The 23,531-nt window shown below is 63.4% G+C and carries 24 protein-coding genes, 1 tRNA gene and 1 rRNA gene; 12 read left to right on the top strand and 14 right to left on the bottom strand.

Features of this window, described 5'->3' with window-relative positions; all coding sequences use genetic code 11:
- The 3 genes from rrf to F0A17_RS13150 all read left to right on the top strand — a co-directional run.
- Positions 1–89: ribosomal RNA gene (rrf, locus tag F0A17_RS13160) — 5S ribosomal RNA — on the top strand; the annotation flags it as partial.
- A gap of 273 nt (positions 90–362) precedes the next feature.
- Positions 363–551, top strand: coding sequence for a hypothetical protein (locus F0A17_RS13155; RefSeq protein ID WP_149328779.1), 189 nt, complete (start codon positions 363–365; stop codon positions 549–551).
- A gap of 142 nt (positions 552–693) precedes the next feature.
- Complete coding sequence (locus F0A17_RS13150; protein WP_149328778.1) at positions 694–2,619, top strand: methyl-accepting chemotaxis protein; 1,926 nt, start codon at positions 694–696, stop codon at positions 2,617–2,619.
- 52 nt (positions 2,620–2,671) lie between these two features.
- Here F0A17_RS13150 and F0A17_RS13145 read toward each other — a convergent pair whose 3' ends face one another.
- Entirely contained in the window at positions 2,672–3,493 is an 822-nt protein-coding gene (locus F0A17_RS13145) for a Tim44 domain-containing protein (protein ID WP_149328777.1), read from the bottom strand.
- Positions 3,494–3,585: 92 nt separating this feature from the next.
- On the opposite strand from F0A17_RS13145, the gene F0A17_RS13140 reads away from it, so the two are divergent.
- Positions 3,586–4,161, top strand: a complete 576-nt coding sequence (locus F0A17_RS13140) for an isochorismatase family protein (RefSeq protein ID WP_149328776.1) — start codon at positions 3,586–3,588, stop codon at positions 4,159–4,161.
- Between the two features lie 52 nt (positions 4,162–4,213).
- On the opposite strand, the gene yaaA is transcribed toward F0A17_RS13140, so the two are convergent.
- Entirely contained in the window at positions 4,214–4,993 is a 780-nt protein-coding gene (gene yaaA / locus F0A17_RS13135) for a peroxide stress protein YaaA (protein ID WP_149328775.1), read from the bottom strand.
- Positions 4,994–5,101: 108 nt separating this feature from the next.
- A complete protein-coding gene (locus tag F0A17_RS13130; RefSeq protein WP_149328774.1) occupies positions 5,102–6,133 on the bottom strand; it encodes an NADP(H)-dependent aldo-keto reductase in 1,032 nt (343 codons plus the stop codon).
- Positions 6,134–6,388: 255 nt separating this feature from the next.
- On the opposite strand from F0A17_RS13130, the gene F0A17_RS13125 reads away from it, so the two are divergent.
- Positions 6,389–6,907 carry a tetratricopeptide repeat protein gene (locus F0A17_RS13125; protein WP_149328773.1) on the top strand — a complete coding sequence of 173 codons (519 nt, stop codon included), beginning with the start codon at positions 6,389–6,391 and terminating at the stop codon, positions 6,905–6,907.
- 56 nt (positions 6,908–6,963) lie between these two features.
- Positions 6,964–7,464 carry a 3'-5' exonuclease gene (locus F0A17_RS13120; protein ID WP_149328772.1) on the top strand — a complete coding sequence of 167 codons (501 nt, stop codon included), beginning with the start codon at positions 6,964–6,966 and terminating at the stop codon, positions 7,462–7,464.
- 23 nt (positions 7,465–7,487) lie between these two features.
- Here the strand turns inward: F0A17_RS13120 and F0A17_RS13115 are convergent, their stop codons facing one another.
- The 8 genes from F0A17_RS13115 to F0A17_RS13080 all read right to left on the bottom strand — a co-directional run bounded on the left by F0A17_RS13115 (position 7,488) and on the right by F0A17_RS13080 (position 12,255).
- On the bottom strand, positions 7,488–8,459 hold the full coding sequence (locus F0A17_RS13115) for an NAD(P)H-quinone oxidoreductase (protein ID WP_149328771.1): 972 nt from the start codon (positions 8,457–8,459) through the stop codon (positions 7,488–7,490).
- Between the two features lie 25 nt (positions 8,460–8,484).
- Complete coding sequence (locus tag F0A17_RS13110; protein ID WP_149328770.1) at positions 8,485–9,036, bottom strand: LOG family protein; 552 nt, start codon at positions 9,034–9,036, stop codon at positions 8,485–8,487.
- 68 nt (positions 9,037–9,104) lie between these two features.
- Positions 9,105–9,626: a DUF501 domain-containing protein gene (locus tag F0A17_RS13105; protein ID WP_149328769.1), complete on the bottom strand. Its 522-nt coding sequence runs from the start codon at positions 9,624–9,626 to the stop codon at positions 9,105–9,107.
- Positions 9,598–9,927, bottom strand: a complete 330-nt coding sequence (locus F0A17_RS13100; RefSeq protein ID WP_149328768.1) for a hypothetical protein — start codon at positions 9,925–9,927, stop codon at positions 9,598–9,600. The genes F0A17_RS13105 and F0A17_RS13100 overlap by 29 nt, the downstream gene beginning before the upstream one ends.
- A 71-nt stretch (positions 9,928–9,998) precedes the next feature.
- Positions 9,999–10,481, bottom strand: a complete 483-nt coding sequence (gene ybaK / locus F0A17_RS13095; RefSeq protein WP_149328767.1) for a Cys-tRNA(Pro) deacylase — start codon at positions 10,479–10,481, stop codon at positions 9,999–10,001.
- Entirely contained in the window at positions 10,478–10,891 is a 414-nt protein-coding gene (locus tag F0A17_RS13090; RefSeq protein ID WP_149328766.1) for an acyl-CoA thioesterase, read from the bottom strand. Before F0A17_RS13090 ends, ybaK begins: the two co-directional genes overlap by 4 nt.
- Positions 10,892–10,975: 84 nt before the next feature.
- Complete coding sequence (locus tag F0A17_RS13085) at positions 10,976–11,791, bottom strand: hypothetical protein (RefSeq protein ID WP_149328765.1); 816 nt, start codon at positions 11,789–11,791, stop codon at positions 10,976–10,978.
- A gap of 29 nt (positions 11,792–11,820) precedes the next feature.
- The gene (locus tag F0A17_RS13080) at positions 11,821–12,255 is read right to left on the bottom strand and encodes a hypothetical protein (RefSeq protein WP_149328822.1); all 435 of its coding nucleotides are present in this window, start codon (positions 12,253–12,255) and stop codon (positions 11,821–11,823) included.
- Between the two features lie 36 nt (positions 12,256–12,291).
- Between F0A17_RS13080 and F0A17_RS13075 the strand changes: the two genes are divergently transcribed.
- Positions 12,292–13,470, top strand: coding sequence for a MalY/PatB family protein (locus F0A17_RS13075; protein WP_149328764.1), 1,179 nt, complete (start codon positions 12,292–12,294; stop codon positions 13,468–13,470).
- 43 nt (positions 13,471–13,513) lie between these two features.
- On the opposite strand, the gene F0A17_RS13070 is transcribed toward F0A17_RS13075, so the two are convergent.
- Positions 13,514–14,443: a tetratricopeptide repeat protein gene (locus tag F0A17_RS13070; protein WP_149328763.1), complete on the bottom strand. Its 930-nt coding sequence runs from the start codon at positions 14,441–14,443 to the stop codon at positions 13,514–13,516.
- A gap of 199 nt (positions 14,444–14,642) precedes the next feature.
- Here F0A17_RS13070 and F0A17_RS13065 point away from each other — a divergent pair, with 199 nt between their 5' ends.
- The 4 genes from F0A17_RS13065 (at position 14,643) to F0A17_RS13050 (ending at position 19,463) form a co-directional block, all read left to right on the top strand.
- The gene (locus F0A17_RS13065) at positions 14,643–15,311 is read left to right on the top strand and encodes a vWA domain-containing protein (protein ID WP_149328762.1); all 669 of its coding nucleotides are present in this window, start codon (positions 14,643–14,645) and stop codon (positions 15,309–15,311) included.
- A gap of 97 nt (positions 15,312–15,408) precedes the next feature.
- On the top strand, positions 15,409–16,392 hold the full coding sequence (locus F0A17_RS13060; RefSeq protein ID WP_149328761.1) for a kinase: 984 nt from the start codon (positions 15,409–15,411) through the stop codon (positions 16,390–16,392).
- A complete protein-coding gene (locus F0A17_RS13055) occupies positions 16,382–17,233 on the top strand; it encodes a PP2C family serine/threonine-protein phosphatase (RefSeq protein WP_149328760.1) in 852 nt (283 codons plus the stop codon). Before F0A17_RS13060 ends, F0A17_RS13055 begins: the two co-directional genes overlap by 11 nt.
- Positions 17,234–17,486: 253 nt before the next feature.
- The gene (locus tag F0A17_RS13050; protein ID WP_149328759.1) at positions 17,487–19,463 is read left to right on the top strand and encodes an acyltransferase family protein; all 1,977 of its coding nucleotides are present in this window, start codon (positions 17,487–17,489) and stop codon (positions 19,461–19,463) included.
- Positions 19,464–19,594: 131 nt separating this feature from the next.
- On the opposite strand, the gene F0A17_RS13045 is transcribed toward F0A17_RS13050, so the two are convergent.
- Positions 19,595–19,671 (bottom strand) — tRNA-Met (locus tag F0A17_RS13045).
- A gap of 201 nt (positions 19,672–19,872) precedes the next feature.
- Between F0A17_RS13045 and phbB the strand changes: the two genes are divergently transcribed.
- Complete coding sequence (phbB, locus tag F0A17_RS13040) at positions 19,873–20,619, top strand: acetoacetyl-CoA reductase (RefSeq protein WP_149328758.1); 747 nt, start codon at positions 19,873–19,875, stop codon at positions 20,617–20,619.
- A gap of 61 nt (positions 20,620–20,680) precedes the next feature.
- Here phbB and F0A17_RS13035 read toward each other — a convergent pair whose 3' ends face one another.
- The gene (locus tag F0A17_RS13035; RefSeq protein ID WP_149328757.1) at positions 20,681–23,464 is read right to left on the bottom strand and encodes a DUF349 domain-containing protein; all 2,784 of its coding nucleotides are present in this window, start codon (positions 23,462–23,464) and stop codon (positions 20,681–20,683) included.
- Positions 23,465–23,531: the final 67 nt, after the last annotated feature.

Below are 23,531 nucleotides of genomic sequence, written 5' to 3'. Positions count from 1 at the left end.
CCTGACCCCATGCCGAACTCAGCAGTGAAACCGCTCAGCGCCGATGGTAGTGTGGGGCTTCCCCATGCGAGAGTAGGTCATCGTCAGGCATCTCTTCAGAAACCCAGCTTCGAGAGAGGCTGGGTTTTGTCGTTTGGGGGCCTCCCACGTAGCGTAGCGGAGCGCCGCCCGGAGCGTTAGGCATCTCTCCCGAACCTCCGGATGCGAAAGCGCTCGGGGGTTTCTTTTATCCCAGCCAAATACCGTTACCAAGACGGAACCTTATTGTGTTTACACAGCGTACAGCTTCATACAGGATCGAGTGGCACTAAGGACGGCGCCACGAGTAATGTAATGACATTAAAGGCCATGGAGCGGAGCGAATGAGAACGTTGAGACGATGGACCATCGCGTGCATGCTTGCTGTGTTTGGCATGGGAATGATGGTGGGATGCGATAATACGGGGCCCGGCGACAAGACAGACCGCAACATCGACAACGCCATGGAGGATGTGGAGAAGCGCTTGGAAGAAGTTAGCGAAGAGATCGAAGAGGACGCGGAAGAGAATTGAGCTCCTGCTGCGTTCAGGGTTGCCAGACGAGGCCCGCCCCTTCAGCCCTTCAGTTTTTCCCCGAGTCGCCGATAGCGATATTGACCAGCTGGTCAAATTGGAGCGTATCCCCTGACGATACGCCGCAGCGAAGGGGAAAAGAATGAATAAACTCACCATAGCCCAGAGGCTGATGCTCTGTATCAGCCTCTGTATGCTGTTCATCGTGGGCGGTGCCACAGCCGTACAGTATCGCCTGTTCGGGGATTTGGTCACCGAGCGCGTCACGGCGGTGGAATTACCCGCCACGCTGGAGAGCATTCGCAACGATATCGAGGCGACGCTGACCGGGCCGATAACCACAGCGCAGGGGCTGGCGAACAATCCCTATCTGCAGGAATGGATGGCAGCGGGGGAGTCCCGACGAGGCGCCGAACGGGCAATCGCCTACTTTCAGGACATAAAGCGGCGCACCGGTGCCAGCATCGTCTTCTACGTGTCGGCGCGAAGTGGCAAGTATTATACCCAAGAGGGTATCGAGCGAACGCTCAGCCGAGAAAATGATCGCTGGTTCTACGATTTGGTCGACGAGGACGGCGGGAATACCTACCAAATGAACGTCGATGACGAAGGCGGCCAGGTTCAAGTCTTCGTCAACCATGTCGTCGAGGCAGACGGAGAACGGGTGGGTGTGGCCGGTGTGGGATACTCCTTGGATGCCATGGCCGAGACGATTCGCAACTATCGCCTGGGACAGAGCGGTAGCGTGCTTCTGGCCAATCGGGACGGTACCATCAGCATCCATCCGGAAGGGGTGGAAAGGGTTGGGGAGCCGATCGATGCCCTGCCAGGATGGGATACGATTTCCGCCACGTTGCTGGATGCGCAAGGCTACCGGTACGGGGTGGCGGAGGATGCACAGGGGGCTGAGCAACTGGTGGCCGCCATTGATGTGCCGGGGACCGAATGGGTGGCGTTTGCCCAGATCCCGCGCAATGAGCTATTCGCCGATCTTAACCGGGCGGTCCTGCTGGTCGTGCTGACCGTGGCTGTGATACTGCTGGCAAGCCTGGCGGTAATTGCCGTGCTTCTGCGCACTTTGTTCCGGCCGATCCGACGTACGGCGCACGCCATGAGAGAGGTTGCCGAAGGCGAAGGTGATTTGACGCTTCGCTTGCCGGTCGAAGGGAGGGACGAAAGCACCGAGCTGGCCATTCAGTTCAACGCCTTCGCCGACAAGATGCATGATGTGCTGTCGCTCGTCAGGGCCAGTAGCGATGCGGTCCGGTTGGCTGCCCAGGAGATCGCCAGCGGCGGTCATGATATGTCGCGGCGCACCGACCAGGCGGCATCGAGCCTTCAGCAGACTTCCGCCTCCATGGAGGAAATCAATAGCACGGTGGCGAATACTTCGGCTTCGTCGCGCGAAGCAAGTTCACTCTCCCAATCGGCCGCCGACTTGGCGCAGCGCACTGGAGAGAAGGTCGAGCATGTCGTGGCGACCATGGGCGAAATCCAGAATGCATCCACACGCGTTGCCGAAATCGTCAAGGTGATGGATGACATCGCCTTCCAGACCAATTTGCTTGCCTTGAATGCTTCCGTCGAAGCCGCTCGGGCCGGAGAGAGCGGCAGGGGCTTTGCCGTCGTGGCGGGAGAAGTGAGGCAATTGGCCACCCGCAGTGCGACCGCTTCGCGTGATATTCGTCAGCTGATCGAGGCCTCCGGCGAAAAAGTGCGGGGTGGCACCCATCTCGTGCGCGAAACGGGGAGTGCCATGCGGGAGCTCAGGAAGGGCGTGAATCGGGTTGCCTGCATGCTGGGAGAAATCAGTCATGCCACGGGAGAGCAGAGCGACGGCATCGGACAGGTGAACCTTGCCGTAGCGGAGCTGGATCGCATGACGCAACAGAACGCCGCGTTGGCGGAAGAGTCGACCACGGCAGCCGAGCAATTGCGCGAGCAGGCCGATCGGCTGGCGGAGATGGTGGGGCGCTTCAAGCTACGCGGAGAGGTCGGGCCGGAACATCGTGAGAACCTGCCGGGATACGAGATGCCTCTGGGCGAGGTGAAGATGGAACCGACCTGAGGCGTTTGCGAGGGCCAGCCGGCACGGCTGGCCCCAAGAGCCGTTCGCCACCTTAGCTGGAGGCGTTCTGCTCGATACCCTGAAGGTACCAGGGCGCGCCATCGCGTACTTGACGAATCAGGTGCCATGTCTCGTTGAATTCGGTCTGCTCACCGTTCTCTTCGAGCAGGCCATGGAAGATCACCGAGGCCTCGGCCTGATCACCGACTTCACACACGTCGCCGAGCTCGGCGAACAGACGCACGATATCCGTTCGGTTGTTCGCCGGCTGCCGGCTGCGTTCGTCGCGCAACAGGTTGTAGAGTGCCGGTGTGACGTACTCCTGAAGGCCGGAGAAATCGTTGTTATCCCAGGCGCGCTGAAGGGTCATGAAGTGCTCCTTGGCGTCGCGGAGGAATCGCTCGCGATCGAACCAGGAAGGCAGACTACCGAAGCCGCTCTGGCCGAAGGCACCCGCATAGGACGGCTGGGAGTTCCGGGGTTCGGGGGTTTCCTCCCGGTAGGCGGACTGCGGGCCGTGCGCTGGGGCGATACGGCGCCGTGCCAGCAGGCGAAACAGCAGGAAGCCGAATCCGGCCATTAAAAGGATATCCATCAGGCGCAGCTCATCGAAGGCGCCACCGAAAAACAGCGCCGCCAACAGTCCGCCGGCCAGCATGCCGCCGAGCATGCCCGGCATGCGTGAGCCCGTGGCCTTGTTCGTCTGGGCCTGGCGTGCCGGCGCGGCCTGGCTGGGGGCGGCTGCCGGTCGATCGGCGGAGCGGGAAAAGCTTCCTACGCTGCCACCACCACCCAGGCGGCGAGCTTCGGCGTAATCCGCGGCCAGGCCGAAGCCTAGAACGCCGACGAGGAGCATGACGAAGAGTTGGCGCATCGCGAGTCTCTCAAAGGAATTGGGAAGGGGATTCAGACAGCCCATTCTAGCGGCTATGCTGGCGAAAGGTGAGACAACAAGGGAGAGAAAGCGTGCGCTTGAAAAGTGAGACGAGCCTGCTGTTGATCGTCGACCTGCAGGCTGGCCTGCTTCCGGTGATCGAGGGTGGCTCCCGGGCCGTTGAGGAGGCCATCTGGCTGGGCCGAGTCGCCGAGGCATTGGCCATCCCCGTCTGGCTTACCGAGCAGTATCCCGAAGGCCTGGGCGGTAGCGAACCGCGGCTGCTCGAGGCACTGCCCAGCCACCGGCTATGGCGAAAGGTGCATTTCAATGCCCATGCCGAGCCCGACTTCGCCGACGCCTTGGTCGGCAGCGGCAAGCGCCAGATCGTGCTGTGCGGCAGCGAAGCGCATATCTGTGTCATGCAGACCGGTCTGGGGCTGCTGGAGGCAGGCTACGAGGTATATTGGCTGAGCGAGGCGTCGGCCAGCCGGCGCGCGGAGGAGGCCCGGTTCGCCCGCGAGCGCATGGTGCGCGCTGGGGCGACGGCGGTAACGGCCGATATGGTGGCCTACGAGTGGCTCGAACGCTGCGATGACGAGCGATTCCGCCAGGTCCACAAGCGTTTTCTCAAGCCGCGCTCGGCACGCCCGGTGCGCTTCTTCTGAACGAAGTCTGTACGGGCAAGGCCACGAGCGTAAGCAGTGTTGGAGAGAGAGCCTACGCCTGGTCTTCGCGACGAGTGAATACGAAGGTATCGCCTTCCGACATGGCCGGAGCGAAGGCATAGCCGGCCACATCGAACTCCTTGAGTCCTTCGGGGTCATCCAGTCGTTGACGGATCGCCCAGGCCGCCATCAGTCCGCGCGCCTTCTTGGCGTAGAAACTGATGATCTTGTACTGGCCATTTTTCTCGTCCCTGAACACCGGAGTGATGAGGCGGGCCTGGAGCCGCCTGGTATCGATGGCCTTGAAATACTCATTGGAGGCAAGATTCACCAGTACCTTGGAGCCGCTGTCGGCAACGGTGCGGTTGACCGCCTCGGTGAGGGTGTCCTGCCAATAGGCATAGAGATCCTTGCCGGCGGGATTGGGCAGCCGTGTGCCCATCTCCAGACGGTAGGGCTGGATCAGGTCGAGAGGCCGAAGCAGGCCGTAGAGGCCTGAGAGAATTCGCAGATGCCGCTGAGCGAAGTCGTTGTCGCCATCGCCGAAGGTATCTGCCTCAAGGCCGACATACACGTCGCCCTGGAACGCCTGGGCCGCTGGCTTGGCATTGTGCCGTGTGAACGGCGTGTGCCATTCGGCAAAGCGTGCCGCGTTGAGGCCGGCCAACTTGTCGCTGATGCCCATGAGTTCGCTGAGCCGCTGCGGAGAGTAGTCACGCAGGATCTCGATCAGTTCGCGGCTGCGATCGAGGAAATCGGGCTGCGAATGGATGGCGGTCGTGGCGGGGGTCTCGAAATCCAGCGTCTTCGCGGGCGAGATCACGCTCAGCATGGAACACTCCTATACCTGGGTCGGCCTGTCGGGAACGGCCCGAGTATATCAGGCACGAGGCGCTGACGGGGCTATGGCGACAATAGCCCCGGGCGATGACCGTGTCGATCAGGGACAGGGGTTGGGAATGCGGCGATGCACCGACTCGATGGCGTCGAGTACGCGCTGATCAAGCTTGAGCGATTCACTGGCCAGGTTGGTTTCCAACTGCTCCATCGTAGTGGCCCCGATAATGTTGCTGGTCAGGAAGCGGCGCGAATTGATGAAAGCGAGTGCCATCTGAGCCGGGTCCAGATCGTGTTCATGCGCGATCTCCACGTAGGCCCGAGTGGCCTGCTCCGCCAGATTGGACGTATAACGCTGGAAGCGTTCGTACAGAGTCAGGCGTGCCTTGGGAGGCCTTGCACCATCCAGGTACTTGCCGGAAAGCACGCCGAAGCCCAGCGGAGAGTAGGCCAGCAGGCCGACATTCTCTCGGTGGGCAATTTCTGCCAGGCCAACCTCGAAGGTGCGGTTGAGCAAGTTGTAGGGATTCTGGATGGAGGCGACACGTGGCAGATCCAGCCGTTCAGCCAGTTGCAGCGCCTTCATCACGCCCCAGGGGGTCTCGTTGGACAGGCCGATGGCGCGTACTTTGCCGGCATCCACCAGCTCCTTTAGCGCGCCGAGGGTTTCCTGCAGCGGGATCGCCTCTTCCTCATCGTCGTGTTCGTAGCCCAGCTTGCCGAAATAGTTGGTATGACGCTCGGGCCAATGCAATTGATAGAGGTCGACGTAGTCGGTGTTGAGCCGGCCCAGGCTGGCGTCGATGGCCTGATGTATCTGCTGGCGGTCTAGACGGGGACCGCCACGGATATGCTCGAGACCGGGACCGGTGACCTTGGTCGCGATGATGACGTCGTCTCGGCTGTCGCGGCGCTTGAGCCAGCTTCCGATGTAGCTTTCGGTGCGTCCCTGGGTGTCGGCGCGCGGCGGCACAGGGTACATCTCGGCGGCGTCGATGAAGTTGATGCCGAAGGCTACGGCGCGGTCGAGCTGTTCATGGGCTTCGGCTTCGCTGTTCTGCTCGCCGAAGGTCATGGTGCCTAGGCACAGGCGGCTGACTTCGATGCCGGTATTGCCAAGCGGTCGCGTCTGCATCATCGCTCCTGTGGGTGCCTGTCAGATAGGGGAAAGGTCCGCTGTGTCGTTTCATCAGCGTATCCAGAGCCATGCTAGCCGAGCCCTACCAAGGCAGCAAATCGCAGGGGTTGAGTCGGTCCCGAGGCGGGCGTATGCTGGCGACCCTCGAACGGCCCCGGCGGAGTCCGAAGGCGCTCACGTTTGGCCATGGCGCGAACACAGGGCAGTGTGATACGTCATGCGGATGCAAGATGAACGCAAGGTTGTTTGCTCATGTCGCAGGCATCGTCATTGTTCACCAGGATCGAATACCGTCTTGCTGAACAATTGTTCCATACGCGCTGGCTGCCGCGTTCGCCGCGTACCCAGCGTCTGACCATGCATCTTTTCCAGCGCTGCGCCGATGCGGGCCACCCGGCGGCACTGTCGCTCTATGGCCATATGCTCTTCCATCGCGGGGTCAGTCCTCAGGACAAGGCGCGCGGCGCGCGCTACGTCTTGGAGGCCGCCCAGGCCGGCAATCTCAAGGCGCAATACCAAGCCGGCCTGATCCATGAGCACGGCTGTGCCCAGTACCCACGTCGCGATGAGCGTGCCGTGACCTGGTATGCCCGTGCCGGCGAGGCCGGCCATCCGTTGGCTGCAGCGCGAATGGCCAAGGCCTACCGTGATGGCGAGCTGGGGCTGCCGGTGGATGTCGCCCAGGCCAGGCACTGGCAGGCGCTCGCCGATCGGCATGCCGGGCTCGCCGGCGAGACACTGGACACGCACGGCGTCCAGACCCGACACTGAACGCCTGCTTCCGCCGCGGCGAACGACTGCGGCCCCCATCGAGGACCCGCCCATTCGTGACGCTGCCGACACTGCTGGATATCGAAGCGTCCGGATTCGGGCGCGGTAGCTACCCTATCGAGATCGGCCTGGCGCGGGCCGACGGCAGTTGTTGTGCCTTTCTCGTCCAGCCGCTCGAGGAGTGGACCCACTGGGATCCAAAGGCCGAACTGCTACATGGCATCTCTCGCGCACGGCTCAAGCGCGAGGGATTGCCCGTGGCACAAGTGGCACGCTGGATCAATGACGAACTGAGCGAGGTCGGTGTGGCCTATAGCGACAGCTGGGGCTATGACAATACTTGGCTGTCCCTGTTGTTCCATCATGCTGGCATGCTGCCGGCCTTTCGCCTCGAGGCGCTACGCATCTTGCTCGACGAGCGCCAGCTCGACATGTGGCACCGAACCCGCGAAGCGCTGGTCACAGAGCTGGGCATCCATCGCCACCGTGCCGGCGAGGACGCCCGCCTGCTGCAGCTCACTTATCAGCGGACCCGCCAATTGGCCGGCTGTGGGTGACTTCCCCGCTATCGGAGCGTACCTCAACCCTCACCGCTAACCGCAAGCAATACCTTGCCGATATTGGCATCCTGCTTCACGTGGGTATGGGCGGCTTCGGCCTCGTCGATCGGCCAGGTGCGGTCGATAAGCGGTTTGAGCTCGCCGCTGATCAGACGCGGCCATACATGCGCCAGCAGGGCGTCGAGAATGACCCCCTTGACGGCGGGTGACTTGGCGCGCAGGGTGGAGCCGATCAAGCGCTGGCGCTTCATCAGCATACGCCCCATGTCGAGTTCGGCCGTGCGTCCCCCCATCAGGCCGATCAGGATCAGTCGGCCATCGCTATTGAGTACGCGCTGATTATCGGCGAGATAGGATCCGCCCACCGGATCGAGAATCACATCGGCACCGCCCCAGGCCATGACCGCCTCGACGAAGCTACCCCGGTGTCGATTAAAGCCGTCATCGGCTCCCAGCTCGCGGCAAGCGGCAAGTTTGGCATCGCTGCCGACCGTGACGAAACATGGATGAGAAAAGGCGCGGCAGAGCTGGATCGCCGCCGTGCCCACGCCGCTGGCGCCGGCGTGCAGCAATACACGTTCGCCCGGGGCCAGCTGACCCTCCATGAACAGGTTGAGCCAGGCGGTGGCGAACACTTCGGGTAGCGCAGCCGCTTCGCGCAGGCCGAAACCCTCGGGCAGAGGCATTACCTGACGCGCATCAACGATTACCTCCTCGGCGTAACCGCCGCCCGACAGCAGAGCACACACCCTATCGCCGGGCCGCAGGTGTTCGACCTCGGTGCCTGTTTCGATCACCGTGCCGCTGACTTCGAGTCCAAGAATCTCGCTGGCACCGGGGGGCGGCGGATAGTGTCCCTCCCGCTGCATCAGGTCGGCGCGATTGACACCGGTCCAGGCCACGCGCAGGCGCACTTCCCCGGCAGAAGGGCCCTCCGGGGTAGGGCATTCGCGCCAGACCAGGCGCTCCTGTTCGACAGCAATGGCGAGCATGACGGTCTCCTTATGTCAGCAGCGTTCAGGTTTCGGTGAGTCGTGCCTCCAGGGCGTCCAACAGGGCAGCCGGCTCCTCGGCGTCGATCAGACGGGTGCGGGTGCGGGCGTTGAGGAAGCCGTGCTCCACGGTGCTGTCGAGGAAGGCGAGCAGGGGCGAGTAGAAGCCGGCGGTATCGAGCACCCCGATGGGCTTGTCGTGAAGTCCCAGATATTGCCAGGTCCAGGCCTCGAACAACTCCTCCAAGGTGCCGATGCCGCCGGGCAGGGCGATGAAGGCATCGGCGTGGGCGGCCATGCTGGCCTTGCGCTCGTGCATGTTGTGCACGCGGATCAAGGTCGGCAGCCCTTCGTGGGCCTGTTCGCGTTCCACCAGGTGATAGGGCATCACCCCGATCACGTCGCCACCTCCGGCCAGTACGGCATTGGCCAGTTCGCCCATCAGACCGATGCGAGCACCACCATAGACCAGACCGTGGCCGCGTGCGGCCAGCTCACGTCCGAGGGCTCGGGTGGCTTCAAGAAAGGCGGGATCCCGTCCTTCGCGGGACCCCAGGTACACACAGAATCTGGACATGCGCTTCTCCTTGGCAAGCCCTTATCCTAGCTGGCAAGGAGAGGCTTCGAAAGCGTTGCCACGACCGCTTAGGGAAGCGCATTGGCCACGCCGAACTCGGCATCGAGCCACTGACCGACGACATTGTGTCCGCAGAGATGGTGGGCATATTGCGTATGCAGGCAGCGGACCTGATCCCAGTTGGCAATACCGCCGATACCACGCTCGCGCATGATGCCTGCGTAGCCGAGTCGCTCGACCTCGCGGCGCTGGGTATCGCTCATGTGGCGCCAGCGCGCTTCTACATAGTCGCGATGACTGGCGTGATAGGCGGTGAGGAAGTCGGTGTCCTGGCACAGGCGCGTCTCGAGCTGCTTGATGACACCCTGCGCCTCGATACGGGAGATGTCGATCTTGAGCCGCTCGGAGCAGAGCCAGTAGAGGGTGGGGAAAGGCTTGCCGTCGACGATGGGCGCCATGCGCAGCACCAGCGGAGTGCCATTGCCGTCCACGGCGGCTACCGCCTCGATACCACGCGGTGCCCGCCCCAACTGTTCGGCAATGATGGCCAGTTGGCCGGTATCAGGCACCTGATCGGTTTGGATCACCATCGTCGGAGTCTCGCACGAACTTGTTGGAGCGACCCACGGCGCGAAAGAAGGTCCGGTTGAGCTGCTCGGGCGTCGGCACGTAGCCCCGCCACTGGCGTTCGCAGTACTCGTTGGCCCGTGCCATCAGCACGTCGTAGAGGCGATTGAACGGCGCATCATAATCGTAGGGATCGGCCCCGAACAAGCGGATATGCGGATAGTCGGCAAAACGCTCCATGAAGTAGCGCTCCAGGTCGGCTTCCACGGCTCGATGCTGCGCGACGTTATCGGGGTCGAGCCAGAGGTTATAGCGGATGGCCATGTTCGGCTCCTGAAAGCGGTGACTGGCCCTGCCGGGTCATGGAGCTTTGACCACATGAATCCGGGATCGGCTCATGTGGGAACCCAGGTGCGCGACAACGATGCTAGGCGTGCGCCGCACAAACGCATCAGATCGGCGGGAGCCAGGCGTATCTCCAAGCCGCGACGCCCACCGCTGACGTGCAGGTGTTCGAGGGATTCGGCGCTGACGTCGAGGAAGGTCGGCAGGCGCTTTTTCTGGCCCAGGGGACTGATGCCGCCGAGCACATATCCGGTGGCGCGCTCGGCCTCGGCCGCCTCGGCCATGTTCGCACGTCGGGCGCCGGCGGCCTTGGCCAGTGCCTTGAGGTCGAGCTGGCCGGTCACAGGCACGATGCCCACTGCCAGCCTGCCGTCATCGAGGCTGGCGATCAGGGTTTTGAACACGGTCCGCGGGTCGAGCCCCAGCGCGCTCGCCGCCTCCTCCCCGTAAGCGGAGGCGCGGGGATCATGCTCGTAGCTGAGCAGCTCGAAGGCGGCACCGTTGCGCTCCAGCGTCTTGACGGCCGGGGTCATGCGTCGGTCGGCTCCTCGATCGCCTGCAGGTGGGCCTTCAGCGCGTCGCGCAGTTCGCCCTGGATGGGCACGGCGCGCTTGGTGCCGTGGTCGAAGTGCACCATCACGGTATGGCCCAGGTTGGTCAGCTCGCCCTTCTGCCACGCCTCCTGAGTCACGGTGAAAGAACTGTTGCCCAGCCGCGAGACATAGGTGCGAATCTCGATATCGCTGCCGTAATGCAGCTCAGCGTGGTAATCGACTTCCATGCGCGCCATGATCAGCCGCCACTTGCGCGGATCCAGGTCCGGCGTGAACAGGCGGAACAGGTCGTTGCGTGCCAGCTCGAACCAGGCGGGTAGCCGGGTATTGTTGACGTGGCCGAGGGCATCGGTGTCGTAGAAAGCGGGCTCGATGGTGCGCACGAACATGGCGATTTCCTTGTGGCTTCGGTCACAAAGCAGCGTGATGGCGGGGTTGGCAGGCTAACAGCATTGCCCCGAGCAAATGCTAGGTCAAGTGCCGACCGCCTGCCTCGCGACGTGCCAGGCCTGCAGTCGCATCCAGCCCAGCAGCCACAGGGTGGCGACTGCGAATCCCGCCAGGGTGCCCCACAGCAGACCCAGTGTGGCATAGCTGAGCGACACGCAAAGGGCATAGCAGAGCAGCGCCCCCAGCCCGGCCGGATAATGCTTGATCACCGTAGCGGCTGGCGCGGCGCCATGGGTGAGGTGCAGGATGACCAACAGCGGGTACATCGAGATCGGGAACGCCGCCAGCATGCCGGCCCAGGAGGCCGGCAGCACATGGGCCAGGGCGGTGACCAGAAAGACAATGGCGGTGGCAAGCCCGGCGCGCAGCACAAGCGGCTTCCAGCGAGAGCTGCCATGACGCACCGTGACACGAGTTTCCGGGACGTGCCGATAGAGCCAGGTGAAGGCGAAGATGGCCAGCAGGGTCACCAGGGTCCCGCTCAAGCGGTCAAGATCGAAGCGCGTCAGTACAAGGCTCGCTAGCCACCAGGCGGCGAGCCCCCCCGTCGTACCCATGAGCACTCCGGCAAGTCCGTCGCGGCGACCGCACAGCAGGTAGCCGCCACCCAACGCCATGGTGGCGGTGAAGCCTGCCAGGCTGAACACGGCGCTCTCGGCAGCGAAGCCAGGCGAAATCTCCAGGCCGATGAAGAACAGGGCGATGGCCGTGCCCAGCGGGTAGCCGGAAAGCAGGCCGGCTACCCGGGTGCTGACGCGCTCGGCTACGATCGACAGGCCGAGTACGATACCGATCGATACCAGCAGCTTGGCCAGCTGCCAGCTCAGGGGAACATCCATGAGGCTTCCTTGTGGTGGTAGTGGTACGTCTAGAGGAGGCGCAGGCCCTGTCGATCCGCCCAGGCGGCACCCACCGCATGGGCCAACTTCTCCTGCAGGTGGGCCGGCAAGGCGGCGCGGGCGGACTCGACATCGCCGAACTCGCGGTTGCGCAGCCAGCAGTAGGCCCAGGCGCAGGCCTCGTCGTCGCTCTGCGGCACCGGCCGTGCCGGCATCTGCATCAGTAGGAAAGTGACGGTGCGCGCGGCCCAGAGCGGTACCTCGTCGCCCGCATCGGGCCGGCTCCAGTTGTCGAGTTGCGCTCCGCTGGGCGTCGTGTCGGGTTCGCCCAGTTTCGCCACTCGGGCGGTTTCGGCCACAATCAGGGCCAGACGATCCGCGTCGCCCTGGCCGAGCCGGCGCCACTGGTCGATGAGTGCCGGCATGCCGCGGCGTACCTTGGCATAGAAGCCGCTTTGCGGCATGGTTTCGCTCATATATTGCCGTCCGAGGTACAGAGCATGGAGTTCGATTTTGCCACGCCCGTCGCCCGTCGCCACCCCGAGGGGGGCAATTGGCCTTCGCAGAAGTGGCAACGCTATGATGCCAGCATCCTGCCGCTATGGGTGGCCGATATGGACTTTCGTTCACCGCCCGCCGTCATCGAGGCGATCCAGGCAAGGGTCGAACACGGCGTTTTCGGCTACGGACGGGTGCCCGATAGCCTGAAGCATACCCTATGCGTGTGGAGCGACCGCGAGTATGGCTGGGCGATCGAGCCCGATTGGCAGCTATGGTTGCCCGGCGTGGTTCCGGCGCTGCACCTGGCCAGCCTGGCGCTGACGGAGCCCGGGCAGGGCGTGCTAAGCGTCACGCCCATCTATCCCCCCTTCCTGAAGGTGGCCGAACGCACCGGGCGCCTGGCTCAGCGGGCGCGACTGGCCGAGCCGACGGCTCCCGGCGAGCCATGGCGGCTCGACCTGGCGGCGCTGGAAGCAGCGATCACACCCGAGACACGGCTGTTGTTGTGGTGCCATCCGCACAACCCTACCGGGCGCGTGTGGCGTCACGAGGAGCTGGCCGGCCTGGCGGCGCTGGTCGAACGGCACAACTTGCTGGTGGTGTCCGACGAACTCCACTGCGACCTGCTGCTCGACGAGGGGGCCACGCATCGGCCTCTGGCGGCCGCTTTCCCCGCGCTCGCGGCGCGCACTGTCACGCTGTGGGCTCCTTCCAAGACCTTCAACGTCGCCGGTCTCACCGCGGCCTGTGCCGTCATACCCGACCCCGAGCTGCGCCGACGCTTCGCCGCCCGCCTGAGCGGCCTGATGCCCGACGTCAACGTACTGGGCATGGTCGCTGCCGAGGCCGCCTATGCCCGGGGCAATCCGTGGCGTCTCGCTCTGCTCAAGGTATTGCGCGCTCATCGACGCACGCTGGTCGAACGTGCCGCCGCCTGGCCCGGGGTCGCTTTCGCCCCGCCCGAATCTACCTATCTGGCCTGGTTCGACCTGCGCCGCGCCGAAGGACTGGCGGGGCGTAACGCCTCGCCTCAACGGATACTTCTGGAAGAGGCGAGCGTGGCGCTTTCCGACGGCGCCGACTTCGGGTGGCCGGGCTTCGTAAGACTCAACTTCGGTACTACCGCGGCGCAGCTGGAGGAAGCGTTGGTACGGCTCGATCGCGTGCTGAAAGGATGAGGCGGCCCCGCTGGGCCGCCGTCGAGGCGAGTCATCGAACGGGTCAATAGAGCAGGGTGAACAGCTTGCGGCGATAGGTGACGGTCAGCGGATGGTCGGCGCCGAGAGCGTCGAATACCCGCAGCAGTGTCTTGCGCGCGGCCTCATCGCCATAGCTGCGATCGCGGCGCATCAGATCCAGCAAACCTTCCAGTCCGGTCTCGTAGTGCCCGTCGGCGACCTGACGCAGGGCGCGCTTGTACTGTGCCTCGCTGTCATCGCGCCCCTCGAGAGCGGCCAAGTCGTCGTCGTCCGGTGCCTCCTTGCGGAACTCGATGCTGGCGCGCACGCCGCGGGCCGGGGCGGCGTCACGTTCTTCCGGCGGCAGGTTGTCGAGCAGGTCGAGCGCTTCCTGGCTGCGGTCTTCGGCGACCAGCGCCCGCGCCAGCTCGATCTGATAGGGAGCGTGGTCGGGGCTCTGCTGCACCAGTTGCTCGTAGATGGCCCGCGCCGTGGCCGCGTCGCCCTGGGTCAGCGCTTCGGCGGCCTGTTCCTCGGGGCTAGCCGGAGCGTCCTCTGGGGCCGGGAAGTAACGGGCGAGCCATTCGCGGATCTCCTTCTCGGGCAGCGCGCCCTGGAAGTGATCCACCAGCCCGCCTTGGCTGATCAGCTTCACGTCAGGAACCGAGCGCACGCCCAGTTGAGCGGCGATCTCCTGATTGTCTTCGATGTTGAGCTTGGCAAGGATGAAAGCGCCACGGTATTCCCGGGCCAGCTTCTCCAGGATCGGCACCAGCGTCTTGCACGGCTGACACCAAGGGGCCCAACAGTCGAGCAGCACCGGCACCTGCATGGAAAATTCCAGCAACTGCTGAATGTTGTTGCGGTCGACATCGATGATCAACTGCTCGTCCGGTGGCACGTCCTGGGCTTGAGCGGCGGCCGGTTCGTCTGGTGTCAAAGGGGCGCCGCTGCGGGGGTCGACGATGGACATGGGCAAAGCCTTAACGTAGGGGTGAATTTGTCGAAAGATGCGGGTGGCGGCGTCGGGATTCAAGGGGCGTGGGCGGCGATTGTCCTTGTCGCGTTGGCGGCTCCGTTACGGCGGGCGCGGCATCGGTCGCGGGGCTATGATAGGCTCGTGTGCGTCCGGACGCGCCAGTACCGGACATCCAGACATGAGGAACCGTGGGATGGCGACATACCGACTGAACGGCGATAGCGATCTGATAGACAACCCTTCGCCCCGCTGTGCCTGCATGTTGGTGCTGGACACTTCCGCCTCGATGTTCGGCCCACCGATCCGTGAGCTGAACGCTGGCGTGCAGGCCTTCATCTCGGCAATCAAAGAGGACGACATGGCCGCCTGCTCCGTTGAGCTTGGCGTGATCACGGCAGGGGGAAAAGTCACCGAGCAACTGCCCTTCACCTCGGCCATGCATATCTCCCAGTGCCGCCAGTTTCCCGCAGCCGGTCTCACCCCGCTGGGGGAGGCCATAACGCTGGCGCTGGATCGCCTGGAGGAGCGCACCGCAGCCTATCGCAAGGCGGGCGTGGCCTATTATCAGCCCTGGCTGGTGGTGATCAGTGACGGCGTGCCGACCGATCAGTGGCAAGCCGCCTCAGTCCGATCGCGGGCGCTGGCCCAGCAGCGCAAGCTGGTGGTGATGCCGGTGGGCGTCGAGGAAGCCGATCTTGAGGCGCTCAGTGCCTTCTCCACTCGCCCGGCCAAGCGTCTCGATGGCCTGAAATTTCGCGAGTTCTTCCTGTGGCTCTCGGCCAGCATGAGCCGTGTCTCGGCGTCAACGTCGACCACCGATCAGGTCAAGCTGCCGCCAACGGATAGCTGGGACAGTATTTGACTTATATGCGCATCTTGATGCCGAACGCCGTGACTGCAAATGACGCGAGCTTGGCCTTGGCCGGGGCGTCGAGGCTTGTGGCATGCATGGAGGTGGCATGGTAGCTCGGGGACGCGTGGTCACGGATTCGCTGGGTAAGACGCGGCGGCTCGGCAAGCGCCTCGAGCGCGGTGGCGAAGGGGAGATATTCGCCCTGCTCGATCGCTCCGACGTGATCGTCAAATGGTATTACCCCGAAGTCCTGAAGAAACGCGGCGAAACGTTGCATCGCAAGGTCGAGGCGATGCGCGGGCTGCGCGATTCGCATATGACCCGCGACGTCTGCTGGCCCCTGATCCGGGTTTTCGATGAACACCACCGCTGGATCGGATTCGCCATGTATCGCGCACGCGGAGTGAAAATGGGCTTCCTCGCCCATGCGCTGCTCTACCAGCGCTACTTCCCCGGTCTCGATCGGCGCCAGATCGTCGGCTACCTGATCCGCTTCGTCGAGATCGTCCAGCAGTTGCATGAAGCCGGTGTCTGCATCGGCGACTACAACCTCAATAACATCTTCTGTATGCCGGGCAGCGACCAGGTGACTCTGATCGACTGCGACAGCTACCAACTGCGGGTGGATGGCACCTTCTATCCCTGCCCTGTCGGCAGCCCCGACATGACGCCCAAGGAGCACCAGGGAGTGGCGTTCCGCCATACCCTGCGCAACTCACGCAGCGAGGCTTTTTCGCTCGCCATCGTGCTGTTCAAGTGCCTGATGCTCGGACGTCATCCCTACGACATCGTCGGAGGCGACGACCCGGTGCGCAACCTGAGGCGCGGTCACTTCGCCTACGGTCGCGGCCAGCGCGACGTGCCCCAGGGAGTGTGGTATGAGCTGTGGGGCGAACTGCCCGAAACCATTCGCGACATGTTCGTGACGACGTTCACCGAAGGTGCCAGTGCGCCGAGTCGACGAGCGACCCTGGCTCAGTGGCATGCGGCGCTGAGCGACTATCGCGACGCCATGACGGCTGGCGAGTGTGCCATGACGTTGACCATGCCAAATCGACCGCAGCGCGCGAAGGTGCTTCATGCACGCTAGCGTCGACGCTTCTACGAGCGAGATGCAGCAGCTCGACTGGTGGGCGCTGACAGCGGCCGTCGCGGGCCTGGCCCATCTGGAAGGTACGCCACCGCTGCCGTGCCAGGATGCCGCCGGTGCCGCCTCGAGCCCGCGTCCGATGCTGGCGGTGGCCGATGGTGCCGGTAGCTCATCGGCTTCGGACTTGGGGGCTCGAACGATCGTGTCTGCCATGCTGCGGCTGTTCGATACCGTGGAAGCGCAGCTGGCTTGGCTGCTCGATGCCGACGCTGAGCCGGACCCCGACACCGTACGTCAGTTCGTCGCCATGCTGATGCGTCACGCCAAGGGTACACTTGAGGATCGCGCGGCCGAGCAGCGCCGGCCGGTGCGAGACCTGCGCTGTACGCTGCTGCTCGTCGTTGCGGGACACTCGCGGCTGCTATGGTTCAAGGTCGGCGACGGTGAGATCGTTCTTGAGCGGGCTGTCGAGGCGGGCGACGGTGGGTCAGGGCTGATGCCCCAACTGATCGTATTGGGAGAGCGTGGCAAGGGTGAGTTCGCCAACCAGACGTGCTTCGTCGACGATCGGCTGGCCCTGGGACAGGTGCAGTACGGCTGCGAGGCGGTCGTGGCTCTGACCGGCATCGCTGCGATGAGTGATGGCGCCGCAGAGAAAATGGTGTCTCACGACGGTGAGCGAGTCTCTGGACGGCTCAGTCATTGGCTCGACGACTTGCGTCAGGGGAAGCTGCGCCAGCGTGACCTGGTGCGCTGCTTCTACAGCGAAACCTTCTCTCGCGGCACCAGCGGTGACGATCGTAGCATCGCCCTGTTGGCCCGGGATCTCGAAACGCTGTGAAACGACGAGGAAGCCTCCATTGCCGCCGTGATCGGAACCCATCAGGCGGACAAACGAAAGCCAAGGTGTTCGAGCCTTGGCTTTCGAGTTTTCGCCAGCACCCGCCCCCATAAGAGAGACGTGCTCCGTAGGCTATGCTTGGCTGCACGGCAAGAAGTCGTCTCCCTGCCACAGCGCCCAGCATGGCTCGCTGCCGGCGACAAGATGAGAGGTACGACACGCTTCGAATGGAAGAGCCAAGGTTGGAGAAACGATGCAGAAGCCGCAATACAGGCCGGATATTGATGGCCTGAGGGCGATAGCCGTCATTCTGGTTGTGGCCTACCATGCCGGGGTGCCGGGATTCGAGTTCGGATTCATAGGCGTAGATATTTTCTTCGTCATATCGGGCTTTTTGATTACTAGTTTGCTTATAAGGGAGTTGGAGAGTTCGGACAGCATAAACCTTCTCTCCTTTTATGGTCGCCGCGTTCGTCGACTGATGCCGGCGATGGCCGTCGTGATAATCGCCTCCCTTGTCCTTGGTTATCTGTTTCTCACTCCTATCGGACAGCAGCAGAGCCTGGCGGAGTCCGCCATTGCTTCCATCGCGTTCTTCGCCAATTACTATTTCATCGCGACGACAGGGGGGTATTTCGACGGTCCCACCGATCAGGTGCCGCTGTTGCATATGTGGTCCCTGTCCGTGGAGGAGCAGTTCTATGCCATCTGGCCCGTCCTGCTTATCGCCAGCGTGGCCTTGGCCAGGCGCCATGAGAAAAAGGTGTGGGTCATCATCGCGACGCTTGCAGCGTTGGGAATCGGCGCCTCTTTCTTCTATGGCGTATGGCTTGCCAGTACCCACCCGAACGCGGCTTACTTCTCCGTCCTGTCTCGCGGCTGGCAATTACTGGCGGGTTCACTGCTGGCTTGCCTTATCGGCCATGGGCAGCTTCCACGAGTACCGAGTCCAGCCATGTCTTTGTTGGCTGCGCTCGGAGCGATGCTGCTACCGATAGCGGCGTTCGTCATCGAAGGCTCCCATGCGTATCCTGGCTGGGTAGGCATGCTTCCCGTTCTTTCGGCACTGGCATTCATCGTGGCCGGGTTCGGCAGTGCTGGAAACTTCATTTCCCGCTTGCTCTCAACGAACCCCTTCGTCTTCGTAGGGAAGATATCGTATCCATGGTATCTCTGGCACTGGCCCCTGCTGGCCATGGCGCGCGCCTATCATCTGGGGGAAGACAACCTGTTACGCGATGTGATCTTGGCCGCACTTTCGTTTGTTCTGGCATACCTGACCTACAAGTTGGTGGAAAAGCCGGCAGTAAAGTTTTTCACGAAGCGATCCGTATCCAGCAAACAGCTCGTCAAGTTAGGCGCTCTATCTTCTCTCCTGCTCGCTCTCGCCGCGTTTGGGTTGATGAGCCACGCCAACCAACAAAAGAACTCGGGGTTCTATCGTCAGCTCGAAAGCGCCGCTGAGGACATGCCCAAACTCCGAGAGAATTGTCATTTAAGCACGCCTTATCAGGGGCTCCCTGACGAGTCCACCTGTATGAACAGGCCTGGCATGAAATCTCCGGACTTATTGCTATGGGGCGATTCTCATGCGGACCACTATTCGCCGATGCTGGACGCGCTTTCGAAAGATTTGCAGTTTACGTTCCTTCAGAGAACATATAGCACGTGCCCACCGTTGATCGGTTATACCCACGGCCATACTCAGGGCCTTCCTCAGGAGAATGATCGTAATTGCGAGCTGTTCAAGGACGAAATGGAGAGGGAGCTTTCCAGATTGGCGGAAAGGGGGCTTTCCGGGGTCGTGCTGAGTGCCAGCTGGCTGGGACGGACCAGCAGTAAGACGCATCTATCGCTGGCGGAAGAGGGGCTCAGGAATACCGTCGATACCTTGCTTGGGTACGGGCTGCGAGTGGTCGTCATCGCGCCCACTCCCGTTTTCAGCGTACCCATGACGGAATGCCTGGCCAGGAGGACGGTGGAGTCGTGTCGTAACTTCCAGCGACGGTTGGAGAAGAGAAGGGAGGCCATTCTTTCCGTCATGCACGGAATTGCCGAGGAGGAACCGAACGTCAGGGTCGTCGACTTTCATGCGCAGCTATGTCCGGGTGGGAAGTGTCACTCTCTCCTGGGGGATACGGTGGTATATCGAGACGAGCACCATCTTACGACTCAGGCCGCCAGGGAGCTCTCCCCTTATTCGCACGATGATATCGAGTGGCTGCTGTAGAAGCGGCCAAGGCGAGGCGCCACCACGAAAGGCTTTTTGGACGAGCCCCACGAAGAGCGAACCGACGGTCGTCGGTCCAGCACCCAGCGGGCAATAAAAAACCGAGGCTTCATGGCCTCGGTCTTCATGTTTGGTAGCGGGGGCCGGATTTGAACCGACGACCTTCGGGTTATGAGCCCGACGAGCTACCAGACTGCTCCACCCCGCATCAACGTGAGGCGCATTCTACGCTTTTTCTGCGTTGTGTCAAGGCCGTGCGCATTGTCCGTGCAAGCCCTCCGCATGTGTCCATAATGACTCAGGAGGGGGTGCTTGAAGGCGTGACCTTCAGGCAGCATCCTGTTACGGCTGGCCTGCCGCGTTAGGTCAAGCCATGCAATTACAAGTGTCATGATCAGGGAGGTGGAATATGACTCAAACAACACCCGTAGCGTGGGTCACCGGTGGAACCGGTGGCATCGGTTCGGCGATCTGCCGCGCACTTGCGTCATCGGGCTTCCACGTGGTGGCAGGCTATCACAATCCGGAGAAGGCCAAGACCTGGCTCGAGACCCAGAAAGCCGATGGATTCGATAATATCTCCCTGTCGGGTATCGACCTGACCGACTACCGGGCGTGCGAGGCCGGCGTCAAGGAAATCGAGGCGGCGCATGGCCCGATCAGCGTGCTGGTCAACTGTGCAGGGATCACTCGCGACGGCACGATGAAAAAAATGTCGCCCGAGCAGTGGCACGAAGTCATCGACACCAACCTCAACAGCGTGTTCAACACCTGTCGCAGCGTCATCGAAAGCATGCTTGAGCAGAAGTATGGACGCATCATCAACATCTCCTCGATCAACGGGCGCAAGGGCCAGTTCGGTCAGGTCAACTACTCGGCGGCCAAGGCCGGCATGCATGGCCTGACCATGGCGCTGGCCCAAGAGACCGCGACCAAGGGCATTACCGTCAACACCGTCTCGCCGGGCTATATCGCCACCGATATGATCATGAAGATCCCCGAGAACGTACGCGAGGCAATCCGCGAGACAATACCGGTGAAGCGCTATGGGACGCCGGAAGAGATCGCCCGGCTGGTGGTGTTTCTGGCCGACAGGGAATCAGGCTTCATCACGGGTGCCAATATCGACATCAACGGCGGCCAGTTCATGGGCTGATCGGCTCTCGGTCCAAGACGGGAGGCCTGCTGGACTCCCGCTTCGTTCGTGTGTGGAGACCTCACGGTGGCGGAAGCTCCGTCAGCTGCGTGAGTAGTGCATCGAGTTCGCCGACTTCGCGATCCCATTGTTCCGGCGACACCGGGCCGGTGGCCAGCAGGGTGCGGAGCACGACCCTTACTTCTTCCGCCCGGCTCATTTCGCGTCCCAGCCCCTCATTGAGTCGCTCGACCTGGATCGCCAGTCGCAGCGGCTCGTCATGCTGACTGATACGCCCCATGGCGAGTAGCGAAAGGTGGACCCGCAGGCGGGCCAGCTGCTCGGCGACTTCTGCGGGAGAAGGGGGGGCGAGGCGTGCCGCGTTGCGACGCTCGTGTGCCTCGTGCAGCTCGCCGGTTAGCTCGACCCCGGCAGGCAGCGATACGGCTTCGACCTTGCCGTGCTCATGCAATCGGGCATCTGCGGCCAGGTGAGCATCCAACAACGGTCGGCAGTTCTGCCAGCGATGTATCTCTTCGGCCACGGCCAGACGTGCCAAGCGTTCGCGCCGGCTGCGAACGATGCCGCTCCAGCGTCGCCTCATGCCTTCGGTGCGCCTGCCCGAGGGCAAGGGCTCCAGCATGGCCGCCTCTCCGAGGGCACGTTCGAGAAAATCGGCATCACCGGGCTTGGCGGGTTGCCAGGCGTCGAGCCGATCCACGAGGACCTGCATCTGTTCGAGGCGCTCGCGGGCGCGCTGGGTGCGGTCGTCTCGCTGGGCTTCGCGCAGAGCGAAAATCCGATCGCAAGCGCCGCGAAATTCGCGCCACAGCGCCTGCTCCTCACCGCGCGGAGCGCGACCCAGCTCGCGCCAGCGCTGTTGCAGGGCCTTGGCCTGTTCGGCTCGGGCATCGGGCGCCATCTGTCGCTCCAGCAGTGCCTGGGCTTCGTCGATCAGCTGGCGCTTGGCGTGGGCCACTTCACGGGCGCGTTGTTCGATCAGACTCTGCAGCGCAAAGCGGATGCGACCGAAGCGTCGTCCGATGGCTTGAGCCTGGTCGCGTGGAACGGGCGAGTGCTGCCGCCACTCTTCCCGGGCCTGATCGCGGATCTGCCGCAGCGCGTCCGGGTCGGCATCGGCGGCCGGCGATTCCAGCAGGGCCTCGAGCTGTTCGCACAAGGCGATACGCGCTTCGAGATGGCGTCTTCTCTCATGGGCCTGGCGTTCGCGCCACGGTGCCAGGCGCTCGTGAATGCGGTCGGAGGCGCCGCGGAAGCGCTCGGAAAGCTCCGGGCTGGCGGCGGCGTCGCCCAGACCTTTCCAGTCACGAACGAGTTGGCGATGTCGTCGGTCCCGCTCGGCGTCGGTGAGGCGCGGGGCCTCGGCAAGTTGCTCGATGGCCAGGCACAGCTGTTCACGCTTGGGGCCGGCGACGAAACCGCGCCAATCACGAAGTTCCGCCAAGCGGGCCCCAAGTCGCTTGAGCCTGGCCTGATAGGGGCGCAGCGCTTCGGCGGGCAGCGAATCGGTGCGGTGCCTGAGGCTTTGGTGGAGTCGGCTGGCACTCTTGAAAGCGCCGCGATCAAGCAGTGTCTCGAACAGCGAGAGATCCTTGTCGAAGCGCGCCAGGCGCGCCTCGAGGTCGCCCTCCTCGGCGAGGCGCTGTCCGCATAGCATCTGCTGAGCGCGAGCGAACAACGGGGTGGGGGGGAGGGTGTCGGGCCACTGGCAGGCCTTCAGGGCATCGGAGAGGCGCTCGACATCCTTCTCCTTCATTGCCTGTTCGATTTCGGCGGCCTGCGCTTCGAGCCGCTCCCAGGCGTCAAGGACGCGGCTGTAGTCCGTGAGCACGGCGTCGTAGCGCTGCCGCAGCGTCTCGTCGGTCAAGTGGAGGTCGGAGAGCGCCTGCCAGCGATTGGCCAACAGCAGCTTCTGCGAACGCAGGCTGGCGATGTCCTGGCCGGTCAGTCTATCGCCGCGGGGCAGGCTGGCGAGACTCTCTTCGAGCGCCTCCAGCAGCGACTCACGCGCCTCGGTGGCCTGTTCACGGCGGCGCTCGGCCTCGGCCAGAGCATGTTCTTGCGCCTGATGATCGGAGATCACTTTGCGGCAGCGCTGAGAGGCGTCCTGAAAACGCCGCTCTTGCTGCGGATCCGGCAGGTCCGTGAGCGCTTCCCACTCGCGAATCAGGTGGCGATAGCGTCCCGCATAGAGCGGCTCCCAGGGGGCCCGAGCGTGTGCTTCCAACTTGTTCAGCAATGCTTCGCGCTGCTCTCGCGCCGCGGCCAGCGAGGCTGCGTCGGCGCGCAATCGATTCAAGCGCTCACGCGCCTGACGCATGACCTGGCGATCGCGACGGGCCCGCTGGGCCAAGCGCTGCAGCCCCGACTCGCTAGTCACGCGAGCGGCTGCAGCGTGGCGCACGGCGGCAATGCGGTTGTCGCACGCCTGCGCAATGAGATCCTCTTCCCGGGTGATGCGCGCCACGGCCGTCAGACGCAATTGCTGATTGTCTCCCTCCCGTGCCACCTCAGCGAGCAGTTCGGGGTCGTCGAGGCTTTCCACGATGCGTAGACGCCTGGCCAGCTCGAGGTGGGCGACCTGGCCGCTGAGCAGCGCGACCAGGCGACGCCGTAGTTCGGGCGTCTCCGGTGCCCGTGCCAGCAGGGGCAGCAGCGTTTCGGGCGAATCGATCCTGTCCAGTGCCGCCTGGCGTACCTGCGCTTCTTCGTCAAGGCATAGCGACTCCAGCGCCAAGCGCTGGTCGGCGCGCGCGGGATCGAGACGGCCGATGGCCTGCAGGCGGACCTGGGCATCAGGGTGCTGCCAGCGCGGGGCGAAAAGGCGGCGGAGAAATCCGGGCATGAGACATCCTGAGTGAAGAGGCGTAGCAATGGCTGCGCGGTCTTTTCTTGTTGCTTTCGACTTGTAA

It is taken from the genome of Billgrantia pellis (assembly GCF_008297955.1).
Classification (GTDB): Bacteria; Pseudomonadota; Gammaproteobacteria; order Pseudomonadales; family Halomonadaceae; genus Halomonas; species Halomonas pellis.
The sequence above is the reverse complement of the archived record's forward strand: the minus strand, read 5'-3'. Positions and strand labels throughout refer to the sequence as shown.

What these genes read in the sequence shown, in the direction of transcription:
- ybaK (WP_149328767.1), bottom strand. Translation starts at nt 10,481, where the DNA reads ATGACCCCGGCCGTCAAGACGCTGGAGCGCAACGGTGCCGCCTTCGAG.
- F0A17_RS13150 (WP_149328778.1), top strand. Translation starts at nt 694, where the DNA reads ATGAATAAACTCACCATAGCCCAGAGGCTGATGCTCTGTATCAGCCTC.
- F0A17_RS13105 (WP_149328769.1), bottom strand. Translation starts at nt 9,626, where the DNA reads ATGGTGATCCAAACCGATCAGGTGCCTGATACCGGCCAACTGGCCATC.
- F0A17_RS13035 (WP_149328757.1), bottom strand. Translation starts at nt 23,464, where the DNA reads ATGCCCGGATTTCTCCGCCGCCTTTTCGCCCCGCGCTGGCAGCACCCT.
- yaaA (WP_149328775.1), bottom strand. Translation starts at nt 4,993, where the DNA reads ATGCTGAGCGTGATCTCGCCCGCGAAGACGCTGGATTTCGAGACCCCC.
- F0A17_RS13155 (WP_149328779.1), top strand. Translation starts at nt 363, where the DNA reads ATGAGAACGTTGAGACGATGGACCATCGCGTGCATGCTTGCTGTGTTT.
- F0A17_RS13055 (WP_149328760.1), top strand. Translation starts at nt 16,382, where the DNA reads ATGCACGCTAGCGTCGACGCTTCTACGAGCGAGATGCAGCAGCTCGAC.
- F0A17_RS13060 (WP_149328761.1), top strand. Translation starts at nt 15,409, where the DNA reads ATGGTAGCTCGGGGACGCGTGGTCACGGATTCGCTGGGTAAGACGCGG.
- F0A17_RS13075 (WP_149328764.1), top strand. Translation starts at nt 12,292, where the DNA reads ATGGAGTTCGATTTTGCCACGCCCGTCGCCCGTCGCCACCCCGAGGGG.
- F0A17_RS13130 (WP_149328774.1), bottom strand. Translation starts at nt 6,133, where the DNA reads ATGCAGACGCGACCGCTTGGCAATACCGGCATCGAAGTCAGCCGCCTG.
- F0A17_RS13050 (WP_149328759.1), top strand. Translation starts at nt 17,487, where the DNA reads ATGCAGAAGCCGCAATACAGGCCGGATATTGATGGCCTGAGGGCGATA.
- F0A17_RS13080 (WP_149328822.1), bottom strand. Translation starts at nt 12,255, where the DNA reads ATGCCGCAAAGCGGCTTCTATGCCAAGGTACGCCGCGGCATGCCGGCA.
- F0A17_RS13070 (WP_149328763.1), bottom strand. Translation starts at nt 14,443, where the DNA reads ATGTCCATCGTCGACCCCCGCAGCGGCGCCCCTTTGACACCAGACGAA.
- F0A17_RS13065 (WP_149328762.1), top strand. Translation starts at nt 14,643, where the DNA reads ATGGCGACATACCGACTGAACGGCGATAGCGATCTGATAGACAACCCT.
- phbB (WP_149328758.1), top strand. Translation starts at nt 19,873, where the DNA reads ATGACTCAAACAACACCCGTAGCGTGGGTCACCGGTGGAACCGGTGGC.
- F0A17_RS13100 (WP_149328768.1), bottom strand. Translation starts at nt 9,927, where the DNA reads ATGGCCATCCGCTATAACCTCTGGCTCGACCCCGATAACGTCGCGCAG.
- F0A17_RS13110 (WP_149328770.1), bottom strand. Translation starts at nt 9,036, where the DNA reads ATGTCCAGATTCTGTGTGTACCTGGGGTCCCGCGAAGGACGGGATCCC.
- F0A17_RS13125 (WP_149328773.1), top strand. Translation starts at nt 6,389, where the DNA reads ATGTCGCAGGCATCGTCATTGTTCACCAGGATCGAATACCGTCTTGCT.
- F0A17_RS13090 (WP_149328766.1), bottom strand. Translation starts at nt 10,891, where the DNA reads ATGTTCGTGCGCACCATCGAGCCCGCTTTCTACGACACCGATGCCCTC.
- F0A17_RS13115 (WP_149328771.1), bottom strand. Translation starts at nt 8,459, where the DNA reads ATGCTCGCCATTGCTGTCGAACAGGAGCGCCTGGTCTGGCGCGAATGC.
- F0A17_RS13085 (WP_149328765.1), bottom strand. Translation starts at nt 11,791, where the DNA reads ATGGATGTTCCCCTGAGCTGGCAGCTGGCCAAGCTGCTGGTATCGATC.
- F0A17_RS13145 (WP_149328777.1), bottom strand. Translation starts at nt 3,493, where the DNA reads ATGCGCCAACTCTTCGTCATGCTCCTCGTCGGCGTTCTAGGCTTCGGC.